This is a genomic window from Kordiimonas lacus (genome assembly GCF_001550055.1).
Lineage (GTDB): Bacteria > Pseudomonadota > Alphaproteobacteria > Sphingomonadales > Kordiimonadaceae > Kordiimonas > Kordiimonas lacus.
The window spans coordinates 152,072-171,753 of sequence record NZ_LRUA01000003.1 but is presented as its reverse complement, the minus strand read 5'-3'; the positions used below and the strand labels follow the sequence as shown (position 1 = coordinate 171,753).

At 48.9% G+C, this 19,682-nt stretch carries 12 protein-coding genes; 9 read left to right on the top strand and 3 right to left on the bottom strand.

Annotated elements, in window-relative coordinates:
- Positions 1–760 precede the first annotated feature (760 nt).
- Positions 761–2,833: a M1 family metallopeptidase gene (locus KORLAC_RS04270; protein ID WP_068303607.1), complete on the bottom strand. Its 2,073-nt coding sequence runs from the start codon at positions 2,831–2,833 to the stop codon at positions 761–763.
- Complete coding sequence (locus KORLAC_RS04265; protein WP_068303604.1) at positions 2,830–6,258, bottom strand: indolepyruvate ferredoxin oxidoreductase family protein; 3,429 nt, start codon at positions 6,256–6,258, stop codon at positions 2,830–2,832. The genes KORLAC_RS04270 and KORLAC_RS04265 overlap by 4 nt, the downstream gene beginning before the upstream one ends.
- Positions 6,259–6,404: 146 nt before the next feature.
- On the opposite strand from KORLAC_RS04265, the gene KORLAC_RS04260 reads away from it, so the two are divergent.
- The 8 genes from KORLAC_RS04260 (at position 6,405) to KORLAC_RS04225 (ending at position 16,546) form a co-directional block, all read left to right on the top strand.
- The gene (locus KORLAC_RS04260; RefSeq protein ID WP_068303601.1) at positions 6,405–8,309 is read left to right on the top strand and encodes a CocE/NonD family hydrolase; all 1,905 of its coding nucleotides are present in this window, start codon (positions 6,405–6,407) and stop codon (positions 8,307–8,309) included.
- A 111-nt stretch (positions 8,310–8,420) separates the two neighbouring features.
- On the top strand, positions 8,421–10,820 hold the full coding sequence (locus KORLAC_RS04255; protein WP_068303598.1) for a TonB-dependent receptor: 2,400 nt from the start codon (positions 8,421–8,423) through the stop codon (positions 10,818–10,820).
- A 32-nt stretch (positions 10,821–10,852) separates the two neighbouring features.
- On the top strand, positions 10,853–11,488 hold the full coding sequence (locus KORLAC_RS04250) for a DUF998 domain-containing protein (protein ID WP_068303596.1): 636 nt from the start codon (positions 10,853–10,855) through the stop codon (positions 11,486–11,488).
- Positions 11,489–11,532: 44 nt separating this feature from the next.
- On the top strand, positions 11,533–12,048 hold the full coding sequence (locus tag KORLAC_RS04245) for a methyltransferase family protein (RefSeq protein WP_068303594.1): 516 nt from the start codon (positions 11,533–11,535) through the stop codon (positions 12,046–12,048).
- A gap of 117 nt (positions 12,049–12,165) precedes the next feature.
- Entirely contained in the window at positions 12,166–12,714 is a 549-nt protein-coding gene (locus tag KORLAC_RS04240) for a MaoC/PaaZ C-terminal domain-containing protein (protein WP_068303591.1), read from the top strand.
- Between the two features lie 28 nt (positions 12,715–12,742).
- Entirely contained in the window at positions 12,743–14,062 is a 1,320-nt protein-coding gene (locus tag KORLAC_RS04235) for an MFS transporter (RefSeq protein ID WP_206594856.1), read from the top strand.
- Positions 14,059–15,729 (top strand): class I adenylate-forming enzyme family protein, encoded by a 1,671-nt coding sequence (locus KORLAC_RS04230; protein ID WP_068303584.1) that lies wholly within the window; start codon positions 14,059–14,061, stop codon positions 15,727–15,729. The genes KORLAC_RS04235 and KORLAC_RS04230 overlap by 4 nt, the downstream gene beginning before the upstream one ends.
- A gap of 76 nt (positions 15,730–15,805) precedes the next feature.
- Complete coding sequence (locus KORLAC_RS04225; protein WP_139167693.1) at positions 15,806–16,546, top strand: TetR/AcrR family transcriptional regulator; 741 nt, start codon at positions 15,806–15,808, stop codon at positions 16,544–16,546.
- Between the two features lie 190 nt (positions 16,547–16,736).
- Here the strand turns inward: KORLAC_RS04225 and KORLAC_RS04220 are convergent, their stop codons facing one another.
- Positions 16,737–17,621: a LytTR family DNA-binding domain-containing protein gene (locus tag KORLAC_RS04220; protein ID WP_068303578.1), complete on the bottom strand. Its 885-nt coding sequence runs from the start codon at positions 17,619–17,621 to the stop codon at positions 16,737–16,739.
- 139 nt (positions 17,622–17,760) lie between these two features.
- Here KORLAC_RS04220 and KORLAC_RS04215 point away from each other — a divergent pair, with 139 nt between their 5' ends.
- Positions 17,761–19,521 (top strand): calcium-binding protein, encoded by a 1,761-nt coding sequence (locus tag KORLAC_RS04215; RefSeq protein WP_068303575.1) that lies wholly within the window; start codon positions 17,761–17,763, stop codon positions 19,519–19,521.
- The last annotated feature ends 161 nt before the right edge of the window (positions 19,522–19,682 follow it).

Sequence of the window (19,682 nt, the reverse complement as noted above, 5' to 3'; positions counted from 1 at the left end):
CATATGGCGCGAGACTTAATTCCCTTTCTCCTACTTGGGTAAAGCAACCATCAACGTTGTAATGCGCAAGGGACGTTACTCGCCAGATAGCAGACACTCAGATTTCGAGATCGAAGGTCCCCAATTCGCCAGGACCGGACGTATTGTAAACGAAATTGGCCGGAGCCAAAACGGGATCAGATATCAATGGATAGCCGTTTTCTGGGAATATAGAACCAGATTACCGTACCGCACTTAACCTATCCCGTTTTCTCCAATGTTCGCTCGCTGGCCGCGTGGTTGTGCCAGATGCGGGCATATATGAGCCCTTGCCCTTTCTCATTCATTTGCAGCGGTGCATCCCGAACGAGACGCAATGCGAGCCACGAACCACATCGTTCCGGTGCTGTGACAATCTGAACAAGTTTTGCCGAACCTTCTAGCAGCGCGAAGATGATGCCCATTTATATGATTGTTGGGGAAAGCGCGGAAATGCCCCTAAGGTGGGGGATAACATTGCAGGGATTGGACTGTTAGTTGGGTGTAGGTCAGATCCGCTTCCAGGGGATATTGGTATGAACACTTTGCCACTGTCCCCAAGAGAGTTTTCAATAATGCAGCCTGCAAGCGGAACAAGCACCTGGCTTTTTGCCGCTGTGATCTCGACCCTTTTGGAAACGAGCCTTTGCTCCCCCCCCAAAAAAAACCCGAGGTAAATCAAGTTGTGCTCAGAAGGAAAGGATGGGAGTGGTCGGCACAAAAGAATACCCCGGGTCTAGAGTTAGGGGACTGTCTGTGATGTAGGCGCGCGCTTGCTGTCATCGTGCAGGAAAACGATGCTGTTGTTTGACTGGTTTATGTCTAGTGTGAGGTTGTCTGGGTCCAATGTGATCACCTTGGCAGGTTGTGAAACAGTTATGCTTCGTCTTATGGTGTTGTTTCCTAGGCGCCAAGCGTCGACTGGTACTGTCCATAACAGGTCTTTGCCGGTTGCAAGTGAAATGCGTATTGGTAACGGAGCAACGAGGCCGCCTAATTTTTCTATTTCTATCTGGTAGGTGAGGTCACCTGTTTCCGCGGTGCTATTTTGCCCACTCAAGGAGAGGGGCGCTGAACTTTTGATGCCGAAGTCAAGAGTATCACTGGATTTGAACCAGGTATCCCAAAACCAATCTAGCTTCTTCCCTGACGCACTTTCAATGGCAAGAAACAGATGCTCTGGTGTGGGCCGCCTGAATGACCATATGCGAGAAAATTCTTGTAGGGAGATGTCAAACAGTTCGGGCCCCAGAATAAGATTTCTGAGCACTGAAAAGTGTGCGGAAGCTTTTATATAATGTACGTCAAAAACATTCCTGAGGTTGTCGGCTTCTTCAACGACAGGAGAAAGAGCTGTCTGTCTTAGCCGTTCAATTGTATTTTGGGCAGAGAATAGTGACGGATACTTTGGGTCAACCGATTTTTCCACAATGGTTTGATATAGAGACGTAAGCCCTTCATCCACCCATCCATGAGATCGCTCGTCTATATTTATTATCCCTGGGAAATAGCTATGTATGGTTTCATGAATTAACAGGCTGGTAAGATAGTGCTCGTTTGTAAACTCATCGCCTACACCATCAATTCTTTTTGCTTCTGGGCGTGGCCCATTAAAGGTGATCATCGGATATTCGATACCGCCTTTTATAGGCCCGTTTACAGCCTGAATTGTAGGGTAGGGGTATGTTGTCAGTTTCTTGGAAAGAACGCTTAGGGTTTTCACCAGTGTTCGGGTCGCGAGTTTGGGCCATAATGAACCAGCGTCATTTGGATAGAAAGACATCGCCATTATTGAACGATTGCTGTCATCAAGCTGAAAACTCATTGCATCCCAGATGAACTTTCGGGAAGCAGCAAAGGCGAAGTCGCGAACGCTTTTTGCTGTGAACGTCCAGACTTGATGATCTGCATATTTGTTTTGCTGGGCCAGCAGCGCTTCTTCTGGCGTGACTATAAATACCGGATGTTGTGAGGTGCGAGCGCGGGATAATCTTTCCAGTTGTTGGCCAGATAGAACGGACTTTGGATTTGTAAGTTGGCCAGTAGCTGCAACGATATATCCTTTGGGGACCGAAATATTTACTTCGAAATCACCGAGCTCACTGGCAAATTCGCCCTTCCCCAGGTAAGGCTGGGTATGCCACCCCTGCTCCTCCGAAAAAGCCACAGGCCTTGGATACCATTGAGCAATGCCATACAAATAGTTGTCGTCGTCCGGGAAATGCTCGAACCCGCCACGAGAATACGGGAGTTCAGCATCAATGATCGGAAACTCCCACTCCGCTTCAATTGTGATTTGGTCTTCAGGCTTTAATGGCTTGGGTAAATTTACCCGCATCAGAGTGCCTACCTGTATTGTTTGCAGATTGTTGCCATCAATCGTTGATAAAACCAGTTTCCTGTAACCGCCGCTGCCCATTTTGCCCAGTTCAGGAGCATAACCCGCCGACAAGGACTGAATAATATCTTCAGTAAGTTCGGTTGCGTCGGCAAGTTGCGAAACTGAATTTAGCGAGAACCGATTTTGATCGAGTTGGAACCACAAGTAATTCAATGTGTAAGGCGAGTTGTTATTATATGTTATCTGAGCGTCACCAGTGATGTATTGTTTTTTATCATCCAATTTTACGCTGATTACATAGTCAACTTTTTGCTGCCAGTATTCGTGTCCAGGTCCTCCCAGGAAGGTTGCGATTTGATGGTTGTGCCGGTCGCTATCTCCCGCAGCGACTAAATTACCTGCTATGCCAGCGATCGCCAGCCCAGCGACAGCAAGTATTCGCAAGGCAGTTGATCCGGTGCTTGAAAAGTTCATGATTTTTGCTCCCTTGAAACAGTTAGTTGAAGCAAAAGCTCTTTCCTTTCTTCCCTGTAGGCAGAGATTGATTTTTCCTTCACGTGCCCAAATCCACGTATTTTTTGGGGAGCTCTCGCCAAAGATATGGCTTGATGCATATTGATGCTTCCAAGTGTTGGCAGAAGTGCCAATATGTCGTCGCGGAACTGTCGACACAAATGACGTTCCTGGCGTCGTTCCTTTGTGTATCCAAAGGGATCCCAAATGGAGCCGCGCAAGAATTTTAGGGCTTTGAGTATACTAAATAGTGGCCTTATCCACGGCCCGAATGCGATCTTGGTTCGTGAAGAATTGGCAAAATTGGAGACCGGTGGCACTAGGTGAAAACGTACTTTTGCACCAGGTTCAAAACGATCTAATACTTCTCGAAGGTCCTGGCTTTGGCTAAGCAAGCGGGCAACTTCATATTCATCTTTGTAGGTGAAGAGCTTCAGGTAGGATTTTGCTACGGTGATGGCGAATTGTCTGTGATGTGAATTGCTCATGTCAGACGCTTTCATTACCTGACCAAAGAATTCTGAAAAGCTATCTGCATATCGCTGGTCTTGAAACGTCAGCAGCTTCTTATGAACACCGGATGCAAGGCTTCCGGGATCCATTTCCTCTTCGGCGGCTTTTAAACCTTGCACTCTCTTTATCGACCCAGCCGCGATTAGTCGGCCTGCGTGAAATGCTGATGTGTTGAGATTGGCAGACCGGCCGGTATGGTTTTTTATTGCAGCTAGGATGGCGTTGTTTCCCAGTGGAATCAGACCTTTCTGGAACGCGAATCCCAGCATTATCATGTTAACAGCCAGGTGATTCTTGAACAGCTCGTCTGCCCAGTATCTGGCCTCTATTCCAAACCATTTGTTCTCGTGACACTGTTCTGATAGAAATGCCGTGGCCTTGTTCTGAGTGCTATTTGCTTTTTGCGGTGGTTGCTCCGGGTTGATCAGGGCAAGGAAAGGATTAACAACAACACTGGTATTATGTTTATCAATTGTTGACACGCATTCAGCGCCGACAGCGGCTGAAACATCGCAAGCAAAGACCATATCTGCACATCCAGATTGTATCCGCGCAGAGTTTCCTGCTTTTTCGGGTGTACCAATTTTAATGTGACTGTATACGGCGCCGGATTTCTGGGCCAGCCCGGTCATATTAAACGTTTGGGTCTGTTTTCCTTCCAAGAAAGCTGCCGTTGACAGTATTTGGCCGAAAGTAATGGAGCCGCCGCCTCCAACACCGGCGATTATGGCTTGCCATCCTGAGGAAATATCTGTGCCTGTTGGCCGGGGTAGCTCAGACGCATCCTTCTCAAAGTCATATGAGCTGGACGCATTGGCTCGGGCTTTACCCTCGATGGAGATAAAGCTGGGGCAAAACCCCTCGATACAGGAGAAGTCCATATTGCAACTGGATTGGTCTATCTTTCGTTTTATGCCTTCTTCCGTGGCAGTTGGGACAATACTCAAGCATTTGGATTTGCTTGCGCAGTCTCCACATCCCTCGCAAACAGCGCTGTCTATAACCAGCCGCTTGTGCAGTGTTGCGTTGTTATCAGTTTTTTTTCTTTTTCGTCGCAGCTCGGCCGCACATTCCTGTGCGAAGATCAGAGCAGAGACACCTTTGACTTTGCGCAATCTGTTTTGGGCAATATCGAGCTCTGATCTTTCGTAGACAGTTGTTGTCTTGAGGATGTCGTCATCAAGAGCAAAGTCGCGACGACTTGGTACAACAACTATGGTTTCACGAACTCCTTCAGCAGCTACCTGGCGGACTATGTCGGAAACACTGAAGGCGCCCTCAACCGGTTGTCCGCCTGTCATTGCAACCGCACCGTTAAAGAGTATTTTATAGGTGATGTTGACGCCAGCCGCGACAGCGGCGCGGATTGCTAAAAGACCAGAGTGTGTATAAGTACCGTCCCCCAAATTTTGGAATATGTGTTCGGTTTCAACATAGGGCGCAAGACCAATCCAGTTTGCCCCTTCACCGCCCATGTGGGTTGGGGGAAATGTGCGTTGGTGTATGTATGCCGCCATGCCATGGCATCCAATCCCGGAGAGGCCAAAGCTGTCGTCGGGTAATCTGGTCGACCGACTGTGTGGGCAGCCTGAACAAAAGAAAGGAACGCGCCCAAGTTCCGGTGGCGTGATACTGATCTTGGTGGTTGCTGTCTCATTGTGGTTGGCGGTATTTGCGAGTTTGCCTATGGACAGTATCCGGCATAACCTGCTGGCTATCAGCGCAGCATCCAACTGGACATCAGACGGCAAGAATCGCTCTTTTTCCGGCGTGTATTTTCCAGTTATTCGAGGGCGGGAAGCCTGCTGATAGAGTATGGACTTGATTTGATTTTCTATGATTGGCTTCTTTTCTTCAATGATAACCAGTTCGTCGAATTCTTTCGCAAACTCGGTGATTGAATCTTCTTCAACCGGGAAAACGGAGCCGATCTTTAGTAATCCAAGGCCCCAATTTTCCAAATCATCCAGTGAAATTCCCATAAGAGCGAGAGCGTCGAGCGTATCAAGATACGCCTTCCCGGTTGACACTATTCCAAGTGTCCTCCTATCAGGCATGTGGATGATTTCGTCAATCGGACTGGAGGCGAGAAGCTGTTGAAACAGCGGCAGCTTTTTGTTTTCTATCAAACTGTTGTCAAGCTGCGGCGTAAACCCCCACCTATTGGACAGTTCAGGGTTGGTGTCGCCTTCTGGAAAAAGTCGCCGCGCCCGCGCCATAACTTTTTTAATAGAAACTACGCCGAGCAGTTCACTACTTTCATTAGTCATCTTAAGCCCAACCCACAAGCCTGTCTGCCGCGACAGATGCCAGCCTAGAAGACCAAAATAGAGGATCTCCTCAAGGGTAGATGGTGAAAGAATGGGGACGTCCACTGCCATCAATGATGGTTCGCTTTGATGTGCTGTTGTGGAAGATTTTCCAGGGTGATCGTCACCAAAAACGACAAGAACACCGCCGTTTCGGTTCGTCCCTGCCTGATTGCCGTGACGAATTGCATCACACGAACGGTCTACACCGGGGCCTTTTCCATACCAAAGGGCGAATACTCCATCAACCTTGGGCGTAGGAAATGAGTGAGTCTGCTGAGTACCCCATATCGCTGTCGCGGCGAGGTCTTCATTTATTGCACTGTGAAATGTGATACCTTCTTTTTGGTAACTGTCAGAAGATCCTTCAAACAGGAAATCGACTCCACCCAGAGGAGAGCCCCGATACCCGGAAATGTATCCTCGAGTATTGAGGCCTGCCTCTTTGTCAAGCTGGCGCTGGAGCAGGGGCAGGAGCGCCAGGCACTGAGTGCCGGAAATCAGGCACTGGTCAACAAGATCAAATTGATTGTCGGACTTAATAAGGTCTTTCCAGTTCAGCATAACTTACACTTTCTCGGCGCTCATTTGATTTCAAGTCAACACCCTCAGCAGTTTGATAAAAATGCCTTTGACTCGATGTCTTCAACTCGCTAATCTCATAAAAGTAATTCTGACGCAAGGATTACTTTTTGAAAAGGCAATAACTTATGAAATGGATGGCAAGAGCATTTTTCAGGGTGATGAAGTGGGTGTCTGTGGCCTTGCTCTGTACCATTGTAGCGGTGTTGAGCGCCGATTTGTGGTTTGGCGGTCAGTACATTGAAGGCCGATTCTCAGGTCGTGTTGAGGCGCGCTCTTTTTATGTGTCGATGGATGATGGTGTTGAGTTGGCGGTAGATGTTTGGTTGCCGCCAGGTGAGCAGCAGACATTCCCCGCGATACTGAATGCCACTCGTTACTGGAGAGGGGTCGAGCTCACAAAGTTGGGTAAGTTTGCATACGCGCTCGGGATTCTTCCCGACGACTTCGTTCTGCCTGCGCCATACATGTTCTTTGTTGCCGAAGGATTCGCTGTTGTGCGGGTTGATGTTAGAGGATCGGGTGCCTCCGAGGGGGAAAGGCTTGTGGAATGGTCGCCTGAAGAGGTGGAAGACCTTGGGCAAGTGGCGCGCTGGATTGTGCGTCAAGAATGGTCCAATGGTGATGTGGGTACGGCAGGCATTTCTTACAGTGGAAATACGGCTGAACTCGCACTTGCAAACCCTGATACGCCAATAAAGGCTGCGGCAGTAATGTACGCAGATTTCGATCCACAGTTCCAAAATGTACAGCCTGGTGGGTTGGATTCCAAGTTTCTGGGTGTTTGGTCTTCCTATGCCCATGCGCTTGACCGGAATGACATCTGTCGCGTTTTGTCTGCGGATGGAGTTCAGTGTTCTTTGTTGCGAATGATCTCGACAGGAGTCCGGCCAGTCAGTGCCGATGCGGACCGTGAAAAGCTCGACCAGATCCTTTTGCGACGCAAAAATGTTACTCCTGCTGCCGCCTTGAAGCATGTGCATTCAAGGTATTCCGAGTTCTTTGGGGGAAGCGGAGTTAGTTTTTCCGACATTAGCCCTTACGGCAGGGCGGAGGAGGTAGAGCAAAGCGGTGTTCCGATGCTGGTGTATTCAGCGTGGCACGATGCTTTCACTGCCTCTGGCGCGCTGGCTCGTTTTAGAGGGCTCTCTAATCCGCAGCGCTTGGTTATTGGGCCTTGGACGCATGGTGGGCGTTTTGACGCAGATCCCTTTAAGTCCCCGACAGCCGCGCTTGATGAAAAAGGTTACGGCCAATGGTCTGAAGTGACAGCATTTTTCCGTAGAGCTTTTCGAGGCGAGATTAAGGCGAGCGAAAAACGAATTGAATATTATATTTTGGGCCTTGGGTGGGAAGAGGGTACGCATTGGCCCCCTGTAGGTGTCTCAGAGCATCGTTTTGCATTGTCGGCCGGCGGCAGGCTTGAACCTCGCGACCAGCGAGGATCTCGCGCGTCTACTTTGAGTTGGAAGGTGGACAAGAATGTTTCCGTGGGGAGTTCCAATCGCTGGGCAACTCAAATGGGCGGCAAAGATATATTTTATGACCTTAACGCAAGTCATGAAACCGGCAGCATAAGATTTGTTTCCGAGCCAGTGGATGGTGATCTTCTTCTGGTTGGCGAGCCTGTTCTGCTTGTCAGGATGGCGAGCTCCTGCAGTGACGGTGCAATACATGCTTACCTGGATTTTTTATCGCCTGAAGGGCAATCATATTACATGACCGAGGGAATGCTGAGAATGTCTCGGCGCAACCTTGCCGGGCCTAGGCACGAATACGCTAGCAACCTAGACAATATTGAACAGTCTGTCGCAGCGACGATCCCTGGTAAGGAATATGACTTCAAGATTCAACTTGGCGCCGTGGCTGGTCGACTTCCTGGTGGATACCGGATTCGACTAACTCTGGCCGGGGCGGATCTTTCAATGTTTCCACCGATCCCTGTCGATTGTATGCCCGAATGGCAGCTTGGTTTGGGTGGGGAGAATGGGTCATTTCTAACATTGCCTTTGATGCAACCATCAGAAGAATAATAATAAGTAATTGAAATACATGCATTTATTTATAAAAAATAATGTTGACGTCAGAATTATATTATGTACGATTTTGGGAAATGTTATTCCAAGTCGCAAGGAGAGACCGTGATGAATATGAAAAAAAATGAGGAATTGGTGCTGCCAGTATCTGGTTTGTCATCGCGGCCAAGTCGAGGTGCAGTTCGCGCGACAAGGCTGATAGATAGGATCGGTTTTTTTCCAATGCTTTTAGGAACCGCTTCGTTGCTGGCTGCAGCGCCGGCTATTGCACAAGAAGGATCAGCAGATTCTAGTGATGATTTTTCGTTTGTCATTGAAGAGGTGATCGTTACGGCGAAGAAGCGGGAGTCAAATTTGAAGGACGAGGCGGTGTCAGCCGTTGCCTTTGGTCGCGACAAGATTCTGGATCTCGGCATGGATAGTTTATCTGACTTGTCCGCGAGATCTGGACCCTTGAATATTCCAGACTTTACAGACCTGAAGCTGGGGCCCACCACACTAAGGGGGGTATTTGGTTCTACATTTACCGCAGCGCAAGAAGACCCTGTCGCGAAATATGTTGATGAAGTCTTCCTTGGTAGTGGCGCCTCCTCCAACATTGAATTGTTTGATATCCAGCGTATCGAGGTTCTGAGGGGGCCACAGGGCACGTTTTTTGGCCGTAACTCCGTAGGCGGCGCGATTGTTATCACTACCAACCGCCCAGTGCACGACTTCGCCGTAACCGGGCTTGTGGAATTTGGAAACTATGATCATAGGAAAGTGGAAGCCGTTATTAATGTTCCTGTGGTTACTGATACACTCGCAGTAAGGCTTGCGGCCCAATACCGAAGTAGAGATGGCTACGAATACAACGAATTTCTTGATGAGCGGGTAAACAGTTCAGAATCAAAAGCGCTCCGAGGATCGCTATTGTATACGCCTTCAGACGCCTATGAGGCTTTTGTTTCTATTGATTATCGGGATGTTGGAGATCAGTATTCAAATGCTCATGAGGTAATTGCGCTCAATGACGAGTTTCCGCCAGTGGTTGATCCAGCGACCGGAGAGGCCGTTTTGGGGCCGGATGGCAATCCGATACCGGATGTAACCGGTAATCTGTTCCTTGCCGGAGTGCTGGGCTTCCTGGGTGGGGACCCGGTAGAACTGAATACCAACCCAACTGATAGGGTTGTGCGCCAGGATCAGCTTGGTGTTGAGAGATTGGATGGGTGGGGACTAGCCCTGAGGCAGCAATTGCGATTGTCGGACACGCTGGATTTGGTGTCTGTATCGTCTTATCGAGAGCATGAATACTTCAACATTGGAGACAGTGACGCTAGCCCGCTTCAATTTGTCGTCGATGGGTCCCCCGAAACCGCTGAACGGTTTAGCCAGGAATTGCGTGTGTCATGCGACTGTGACAATGGCTTGGCTTGGACTGTGGGCGGCTATTATTACTACCAGAATACCGATAATGGAAACACGATCCAATTGGGTCCCGATATTGCGCCGGTTTTAGTGGGAAACCCTAATGTTACGGAAATCGACATTTCTCAAAACGGGGTTGTGGAGCTAAACAGCTATGCTGCATTTGCGCATATCAGCTATCCGATCTCAAGTCGATTAACGTTTGAGCTTGGTGGTCGCTATACATATGAAACAAAGTCTATCGACTATACCCTAGCTGACCCTACAGGTTTTGTTATTGGTCCCTCCGTTCAGTTCGAAAATAGCGAAAACTGGAGTGCATTTACCCCAAGTTTTGCTCTTTCGATGAAGTGGACCGAGGACTTAATGACCTATGCGAAGGTTTCCAAGGCCTATAAGAGTGGTGGCTTCAATGACGGCCTGGGGGCCAGTCAAGAGCCGTTTGGTCCAGAGGAGCTTTGGAGCTATGAACTTGGTGTGAAACTCGCCGCCTTCGATCAGAGGCTGAGTGTCAATCTCGATGTATTCCAAATGGATTGGAGCGAGCTTCAGTTGCGCGTAGACAATTTAGAAACGCCACAGCTCGATATCTTTACAACAAATGCAGGCAGTGCAAAATCCAGAGGCGTTGAACTTGAAACCGTCACAGCTCTGTTTGATCACCTGATGGTTGGTTTTAATTATAGCTACGTTGATCTGGATTACGACGACAGCATTATCGCCGGACTACAGCAGCCTCTCAAGGAGCAAGTATATTCTCCGAAGCATACCATCAACTTGTTTGCAGACTATTATGCTGACTTGGGCAACTGGGGTGAAGCGGTTGTCTCAGGTGAGTGGATCCGCAAAAGTCGTGATTTTCTTACTGTTGATGGGCGCCCGAATTCGTTGGTCCCTGGGCATTCATTATTGAATGCAAGGGTTAAGCTCGATCTCAACGCTCTTCCATTTGATATCACTTTCTGGGGTGAGAACCTGACCGATAAAGTTGTGATGAACCGCATTATCGGGCTGATCAATAACCCTTTGATTTCCCAGGATCTTGCCGGTCTCAGTGCGCCTCGGCGGGTTGGTGTCCGCTTGAATTTTGAGTTTTGATCTATCGTCGCTTCGGCAGTTGGAGTTGGAAAATGAAGGTGTCTGCAAAGTTTTTCGGTATCTGCGGTTTGTCTGCGGTTTCAATTTACCTTGGTGTTTTTTTGGTACTTGCGGCTATTGAGCCGAACTATAGCCACATAACTCATTTTCCAAGTGAGTTAGGAGGCATTCATGCCTCGAATCCCGGTGTTATGAATGCCATGTTCCATTTTGTCGGTGTGCTGGTTTGGGTATTTGCATTGGGGCTTCATCGGGAATTGCCGCCTGGTAGAACCTCGTTTTGGGGTCCTCTAATGCTCGCTATTCTTGGCGGCAGTATGTTTGCCGCTGGCTTTTTCCAGTGTGACACGCGTTGTTTGCCCACTACGTTCGAGAGCCAGATGCACGGCGTGGTGGGTCTTCCTGGTCTCTTGGCCTCACCGTTGGCCCCGTTATTTGTCTACTTCAGGCTTAAGAACCCGGAGGGAGAAGGGGACAGTGTTTGGCCTCGGTTTTATCAGAAAATTTCCCTGTTTAGTTTTGCCCTTCAGGTGTTTTCAATTCTGATGCTGTTGCCTTTTATGGAAGGTGATGCTGCCGGGGTCGCCATTAGGCTTTTGTTGGTCGTGCAGCTTTTATGGCCTTCGGTAATGGCCTTCGGACTTGTCTTTGGCAGGATGGGTCGTTGACGGTTCCTGTTGAACATGTGTGCTAACGATTTCGGAGATGCGATATGGGTGTTTTCAAGCATATAGGCATAGTGGCCTGGCCAACATCTGAAGCAATTATGTTTGGGTTCCTCGTGCTTTCGGCAGGTTTCGAACTGGTATTTCCTATCAGTTTAGATCCTCGGGTAGAGAGCTGGTTGGTCATCGCCGGAGGTGTGCTGTTTGTCGAAGGTGTCTGGTTGTTGTTGCAAGCAAAAAAGGACCTGAAGGCGGGTTTGAGTTGTTCTGAAGAGGGGGCGGGGAAGAAGCTTGTTCATTCAGGTGTTTATGCACTTTCTCGAAACCCCATCTATGTGTCGAATTTCCTGATGCTGGCTAGTTTTGCATTGTGGGGCCTCTATTGGTTGGCGCTTCTGCTGCCGATTATAATTTTTGTGTATTGGAAAGCGCTTGTTCAACCGGAAGAGAGATTTTTGAGTCAAAGGTACGACGTTGCCTACGACCTTTATGTCGCTCATACACCACGTTGGTTCCAGTGGAAGTTGTTGAATCCGTTTGGATATCGCCAGGTGCGAACATAGGGAGCGAGCGCAGGACAATAGTCAGAATGCGGTGAACTCCTTCAGGTTGCCCTGAACAAGTCCCGATACGCGAGGATAGCCCGTTTGCAGTCAGCGAATGATAAGGTGCGATAAAAGATGAGAAAAGAAACAGAAGACAAAGTTCAATTGGAACATCTTTTCACCGGTTGTGCAGGTGATCTTGGGTGCTCACCCTGGTTCAAGGTTGATCAGGCAATGATTGATCAGTTCGGGGCTGCCACCTTGGACCCCGATCCAATGCATATTGATAATGAGTGGTGCGAGAAATATAGCCCTTACAAGGTGCCTATCGCTTTTGGTTTTTTCACACTCTCTATGCTTAGTTATCTCAGTCATGGGATCATTGAGCGAGCTTACGATAGCCACATTGGTACTGGGGGATATCCTCTGAACTATGGTCTAGACAATGTCCGGTTTGCTGCCCCTGTTCCTGTAAACTCCGAAATTCGACTACACCTGCACCTCCAAGACAAGTACAACAAAAATGAAGGGCAGACGGTCCTGAATTTTAAATTTGCGGTAGAAGTTAAGGGCCAGGATGAACCTGCTTTGATAGGGAACTGGTTGGGTTTGTGGGTGCAGGAGCCCGGGCACCAGAGAATTGCGAGCAAGAACTCAAAACAAGTCAAAACTACCGGTGTTTAACAAGGTGTTACGGACTGATAACAGATCTTTGCCATTTTTTTACGCCTCAGGCTCTGTTGGCGCCGGGATGTTTTCTGCGGCTCCCAGCGTGTTGTTACTGTATTATCTTGTGGCGATTGTCGAGTTGCCACCATTCTTCGCCTCAATCGTAATTTTCGTCCCCAAGGTGTGGGACGTGATTACTGATCCGCTGATGGGGATCATTTCGGACCACACGGATAGCAAGTATGGGAGGCGTCATCCCTATATGATGGTGGGCGCTATACTGACAGGCGTCCTTTTTTTCCTGCTTTTCAGCGTGCCTTCAACATGGAGTGATGTAGCCAAGCTCACATATGTTTGTGTTACTTACATTTTGTGTTCCACTGCCTATACCGCTTTTATAGTGCCCTACGTTACGTTGGCTTCGGAAGTCAGTAACAGCTCTCGAACAACCCGTGCATGTGTTGCTTATCGCATGTGGGCAGCTCTTTTGGGAATTGCGGTCGCCTCAGCTGGTGCGCCGAGCTTGGTTGGTTTGTTCGGTGGAGGGTACACCGGCTATAGCGCTATGGCTGCTGTTCTTGCGGTGATCATGACAAGCACCATGCTGGTCTCGGTATTTAAGACGTATGAGTTTTCCCGATCGTTAAGGCCGTCGGTTAAAAAAGTAGAGAGTGGGCAAAGTTCAAGTATTTTTAGGAACCTGATAACGCAATTGCAGATCATCTTCAGCAATCAGGATTTTAGATGGTTGGCAATTTGTTATTTTGTCCAGATGTGCGGCGTCGCATCAATGTCGGCAGCTTTGCCTTTCTATATCACTTCCGTTTTGATCCAGCCTGAAGGGTATGTTGGCTATGCTTTCCTGGCGATCTTGGGTGGCGGCATCATGGCTGCCCCCGCGATACTTCGGCTCACCTCGGTGGTCGGGCTTCAGGCCTTGTGGATTGCCAGCAACACGGTGTTTGTGTCGTCGTGCTTGCTTTTTATGATTTGGTCTGACGATCTTTCCGTTCTGACTGGAATAGCTTGTTTCCTCTTGATGGGTGTTGGATTTGCTGGTGGCCAGATTGTGCCATTTATGCGCTTGGCCATTTTCTTGCAGCATCGCAACTTTTCGACAGAAGACAAAACGGTTGCTGCCTTTTCAGGTGTTTGGATAGCGTTGGAAAAGATGGCGCTAGCGATGGGGCCTCTCATAGTCGGTCAAATACTGGCTCTGACAAATGTTACTGCGATAGCTGGTGAAGAGAACAATGGAACTGTGGTTGCTTTCAGTGTTTTGCCCGCACTGCTGGTGGCAACAAGTAGTGCGATACTTTTGACACTTAAAAGCAGAAATGAACTTTGGAGCGTACGGTCATGAATACGACAAGTTTGCAGTGCCCTGAGTTGGCTCTGGTTGATGACTATCTTGGCTATTATGCTTCATTTCGGGGCGATGCTGTGGCGGCCGTTTCTAATGGTCGGCACCTAACCTATTCTGAACTGCGACTAGACGTCCAACATCTGGCAAATGCTATGCGAATTGCGGGCGTTTGCAAAGGAGACGTGGTCGCGACACTCGCTGATCCTGGCGAAGTCTTTCTCCTGACATTCCTTGCTAGCTTGTCCATCGGGGCCATTTGGGTCGGCTTAAATCCCAAATACACTATCGAAGAATATCAATATATATTGGAGGACTGTAAACCGAAGGTCATATTTTGTGACCAGATGGCAGGTTCCAGGGATTACGTTCGCGATATAATCCAGGCGACTGAGCGACTTAGCGAACTTCGAGCGGTAGTCGTATGCGACGACAAGTATGATTTTGATCGTGACTCGGGTCCTATGGAAAACGATCTTTTCCGAATGATGGCGAACATCAATAGCTCAAGGCCCATTTCACTGAATAGTTTCAAATCTCTATGCCCTAAGGGATTGAGTTTGTCGATTTTATGCTCAGCAGTACATGTGAGCGATCCTGCCATAATCGTATATACCTCTGGAAGTACTGGCAGCCCAAAAGGAGCTGTTTTGTCACACAACGGGCTGACGAAATGCTGTCGAATACAACGGCGGTACTGGTCTGTAACTCCCTTAAAAATCTTGAATAACCTTCCCATCAATCACATCGGTTGTGTTGGTGACTTGACCGCTTTTTCCATTATTTCTGGCGGGACACTGTACTTCCAGGAGCGGTTCGATCCAGAAAGGATCGTGAAATCGATCGAACAGGACCAGATTACTTTTTTGGGGCAAGTACCGACAATGTTTCAGCTGCTTTTGGATAAGGTAGAGGAGCTTGGGGAGGTTGATTTTTCGAGCCTCAAGATAGTTGCTTGGAGTGGCGCACCGGCTTCTCGAGAACTAGTCGAAAAACTCGTGAAGATATGCCCTGTTTCAACTAGCTATGGCTTGACGGAAACTGTTGGCTCAATCACTTTCGTTCCTCCAACTAACAATGTTGAAGAGTTATCGGGGTCTGTTGGGTGGCCTGTACCAGAATATGAAGTTCGACTTGCAAATGGTGACTTCGTTGTCAACGAAGTAGGCGAGCAAGGTGAAGTTCAGGTGCGAGGTGACTTCCTGTTGCTGCGCTACTGGAACAATGAGCAAGCTACTCAGGCCGCCTTTACGAAAGATGGCTGGTATAAAACTGGTGACCTGGCAGTATGGAAGCCAAATGGGGCTATTGCTGTTGTCGGTAGAGCAAATGACATGTTTATTTCAGGGGGATATAATGTGTACCCCAGAGAGATTGAGCAGAGGATTGAGGCGATTCCAGGTGTGTCTTTGGTCGCTGTTGTAGGTGTTCCTGATGACGTTTTTGGAGAAACCGGTATAGCCTTCTTGACAATAGATGCAGACGCGGGGCTGTGTTCTGATGATATCAGAAGCTTGTGCAGTAAAAATCTGGCGAACTATAAGGTTCCCAAAAGCTTTGTTATAGTTGAGGAGCTCCCGATATTGCCTATTGGGAAGATCGACAAGAGTGCGTTGAAAGAGCGCTGGACCTTGCAACAGCAGCCGAACACCGCCCTGGGTAAATAGAATGGTAATGCGAGGGGATGTTCTGTTATCTGTTGCAAGCCAAGTAATTGAGTTGCCGGAGATGGTTGAGAGAAATATGAACGCAGAAATACAAATGGAGGTAACGCCATTTCATGAGTTGCTGGAATCACGATTTCGGCAGGCTCGTGGATTAAGCAAGGGGGAGCGAACAAAAAATCGTCTCAAAGTGGCGGCGGCAAAACAGCTAAATGAACTCGATTTCATTAATCTACGCGTTGCTGACATTTGTAGGGACGCAGCTGTTTCAACAGCTACTTTCCACCGTTACTTTCTCGACAGGACAGAGATTGCGACCGATGTTCTGGACGACTATCTAGAAGCTATGCGCGAAGGGTCGTTGTATACCGTCACGACCGAGAACGAAAAGAAGGTTGATGGAATATATCTTGCCACCTTAGCTTGGCTGAAGTCAGCTGAAGCCAATCCCGGAATTCTCAAGTGTCTTTTGCAGCTGAGAGATGAAGCTCCCCAGTTTGCGGAAAGTTATCAAAAATTCGACCATTATTGGTATCAAAGGATTGCAGATAACATACGGTCCCGGTCATCCAGTTTCTCCAACACAGATGAATCGGTTGCGCTGGTCGCTGCTTATGCCCTTGGCGGGATGGTCGATGATATCACGCGAAAGATATTCATACAGCGCGACACGAAATTGCTCGGAGCAGTGGAGAGGATCGCGCCCACACCGGAATCACTGGCAAAGCTGCTATCAATGTTCTGGCATCGAATGGTCTATGGTGGAGAAAGCAAGTTCGAGATGTCCGGCGGCTTTCTGGACACCGTCAAAAGTCTCTGATTGCCTTTCTCACCCACACGCACATCCACTTCCGGCGGATATAGAAAAGATTGTGCAAGTGGTGAAACGGCCTGTCACGTTGGATGACTGAAAAGCCGGCAATGTTTTCAGGTTCATGAAAAACCTGTATTGAGGTTCATTCTATCTGATTTCGGTCTACATTCCCGTCCCGTCAATACTGAATCTGTCCTCAGTCGGCACCAGTCCATACATTGTCAACCTGGTCCAGGGCATTCCTATATTTTCTACCAATCGGTACTTTTCTGCCGTCGTGCATTTCGAAACATCTATTACCGCCATCTGTGGACACAATTTTTTGTGCCTTGCCGAGGTTGACAATAAAGCTTCGATGGACCCGAATGAAGCGGGACTTGTCCAGGGTTGTTTCCAATTCCGCCAGAGAGCAACGGATCAAATATTCTTTGCCAGATACAAACACGCGGACATAGTTTGACGCCGCCTGAAAACAATCCACCAAATCCAGATCAAGCAGCACGTCTGCATTTCCCGAGCGTACCTTGATCTTGTCCAATGATCCTTTGGGCTCAAGCCTTTGTCGTTTATGATCTTGATACAAGCGATACAAAAAGATGATCATAAGGAAGACCCAATATACCGGAAAGTCCTTGCCATATTCATAGGCAAACATCTTCAAGACCCCATAGGAACCATCGGGTATTGCGGGCCTGTACGCTTGGTCGAGAGCAGCGAATGCGATATATCGCAATCCGATCATCAAGCTAACATGACCAAATGAAAACAGAGCGGACCCCAAAAGGTGAGCCGGTAATGATTTTGCCGCAGCCTTCAGGCTGAGGGGGAATTGATCCAACCAGGCCCTGACAAACAACACCAAAAATAATGCAGATATTCCGCTTGTCGCTTCATTGATGATCACGATAACCGGTGAGATGCGAATTGACCGCAATTCATATTCCAGCCAATTCACGTACCCGCCAACCCCCCACAATGTGGCAACAAGAATCAGCCAAGCTAGCGATTCTCGAGCGGTTACCTGCTTGAGCACTTGTCGCTTTTTGGATGGGCCTTTCGATTTCTGATCATCGTCTGTCATTGGCACCAAAATACTGTCGTTTGTCCCTGACCACCTAGCGGCAATGGCAAAGGAATGTCAATGCAATCAAGTAATTGACCGCAATGTCAAACATAAGCGCAAAGCGCCTGGTTTGAGTATCAACAGCGAAGGATTTCATATGATCAAATGGCAAATAGTCACCGGTGATCTGCCTCCTGGGGGCATTACGCAGGAACAGGTTGAACTGGCCAAGTCTATCACGTTGGCCGCCGCGCAACAGTGGGGCAATTATATTGATAGCAACGTCACCCTGACCGTTGAGCTGCGATTGGATACCAGAGAGCCGGTTTTTGGAAACTCTCTTAGCGACCTCGAGGTGTCTGCCTTCTCGACATCATACGAGCATGTCTTTCTGCGCAATGAGAACGGCCAAAGAATTGTTGAACCCGGCGCAGCTTATGAAATCAGGACAGGTATAGATCCGAACGGTTCCAAGCCTGATATCGTTATCACGATCAACCCGGAGTTTGTAGACCGACTGTGGCTTGACCCGACCCCGTTCACCGCTGGAGACCTCGCAGATTTCGCGCCTGCAAGCAGTATCGATTTCATGGCTTTGATGATGCATGAATTCAGCCATGCCCTTGCTTCTGTTTCTATGGTTGTGGGGAATAACACTCTGAACAATGCAAAAACTCTTTCGGTTTTTGATACTCTCTCTGTAGATACAGCAAATGGCCGCTTCTTTATCGGGGAAGCAGTGCAGGAGATTCTCGGGGCACCGGTGCCAACAATTCACGGCCACTTTGGGTTGCCGATTGACAGTCTCGATGACCCCTTTGTCCTTCCGGATACGGAACAATCGCAACTGTATCGATTTGACCTGCTGCGGGACGGGTTCTTTCTGAACTATCGTGCGTTTCCGTCGTCGTTCGATCTGGCCATCCTGAAAGATGTTGGCCTGCCGATGGTTACTGAGAGTTCAGAGGCTGACCTGCTTTTTGGCTTCCACCGCGAGCCAGATATCCTGCGAGGCAAAGAGGGCGACGACACGCTGAAGGGCTTGTCGGGTGCAGATGAGCTGTGGGGCGGCTCCGGTAACGATATGCTGTTCGGCGGTAGCGGGCGAGACACTATTGGAGGGGGTGACGGGAATGACTTCATAGTCGGCGATGATGTCGATGTGGTTGTTCTGGCTGGAGCAAGTCCGTTGCCCAAGGATGGAGACCAAGACATCGATCTCATATTCGGCGGCGCCGGGAATGACACGATCCTCACGGGCACTTTCACTGACAGCAACAAAAATGGCCGCTATGACACCGGCGAAGCCGGCACGGGGCAAACGTTAGCGAACACGGTATGGGCTGGTGTCGGAGATGATACCGTGGTTGGCACAGACGGTAATGAAACCTTGGGGGGCGGAAGGGGCAATGATGTCATACAGGCTTTTGGCGGAGATGACATTATCTATGGTGGCAAAGAAACCACGAACACCCTTTCCGGTACGAACGACGTTATAGACGCCGGACAGGGGGCAGACACCGTGTTTGCCGGCGCGGGTAATGATAGCATTGCGGGTGGCGCCGGAGCCGATGTTTTGTTTAACGGGACTGGGGCAGATACCGTTGATGGTGGCGACGGGGGCGATGAGTTGTTTGGCGGACCGGGCGACGATGACCTGTCCGGCGGGGCAGGGGCCGATACTTTCTATTTCAATCAAAATTCCGGAAATGACGTCATTCGGGATTTTGATCCTCTGGAGGACTTCCTATCAGTTACGGCATTCGGCTTTGAAGACCTGGAAGGGTTGCAGGCATCTGCCTCGGTAATCGACGTCGACGGCCAGTCGTCGCTGCTTTTGCAGCTATCAGGGGAAACCTCAATAACACTGATCGGTATATCGGTTTCCCAACTGGATCTATCGAATGTTGTTCTTTGAGTGTGGGCTTAATCACGCAACAACCTGATTGGAGATTTGAATTGACAGAAGATCCTGCGAGTTTGTCCAAAAGCTGCAATATTCAGCCTACTGGAGTCATATGCCCAAATTGTGGTTTAGGTTCGTTGGAGCCAAAACGCGGGCGATTTGGGCCGTTATAT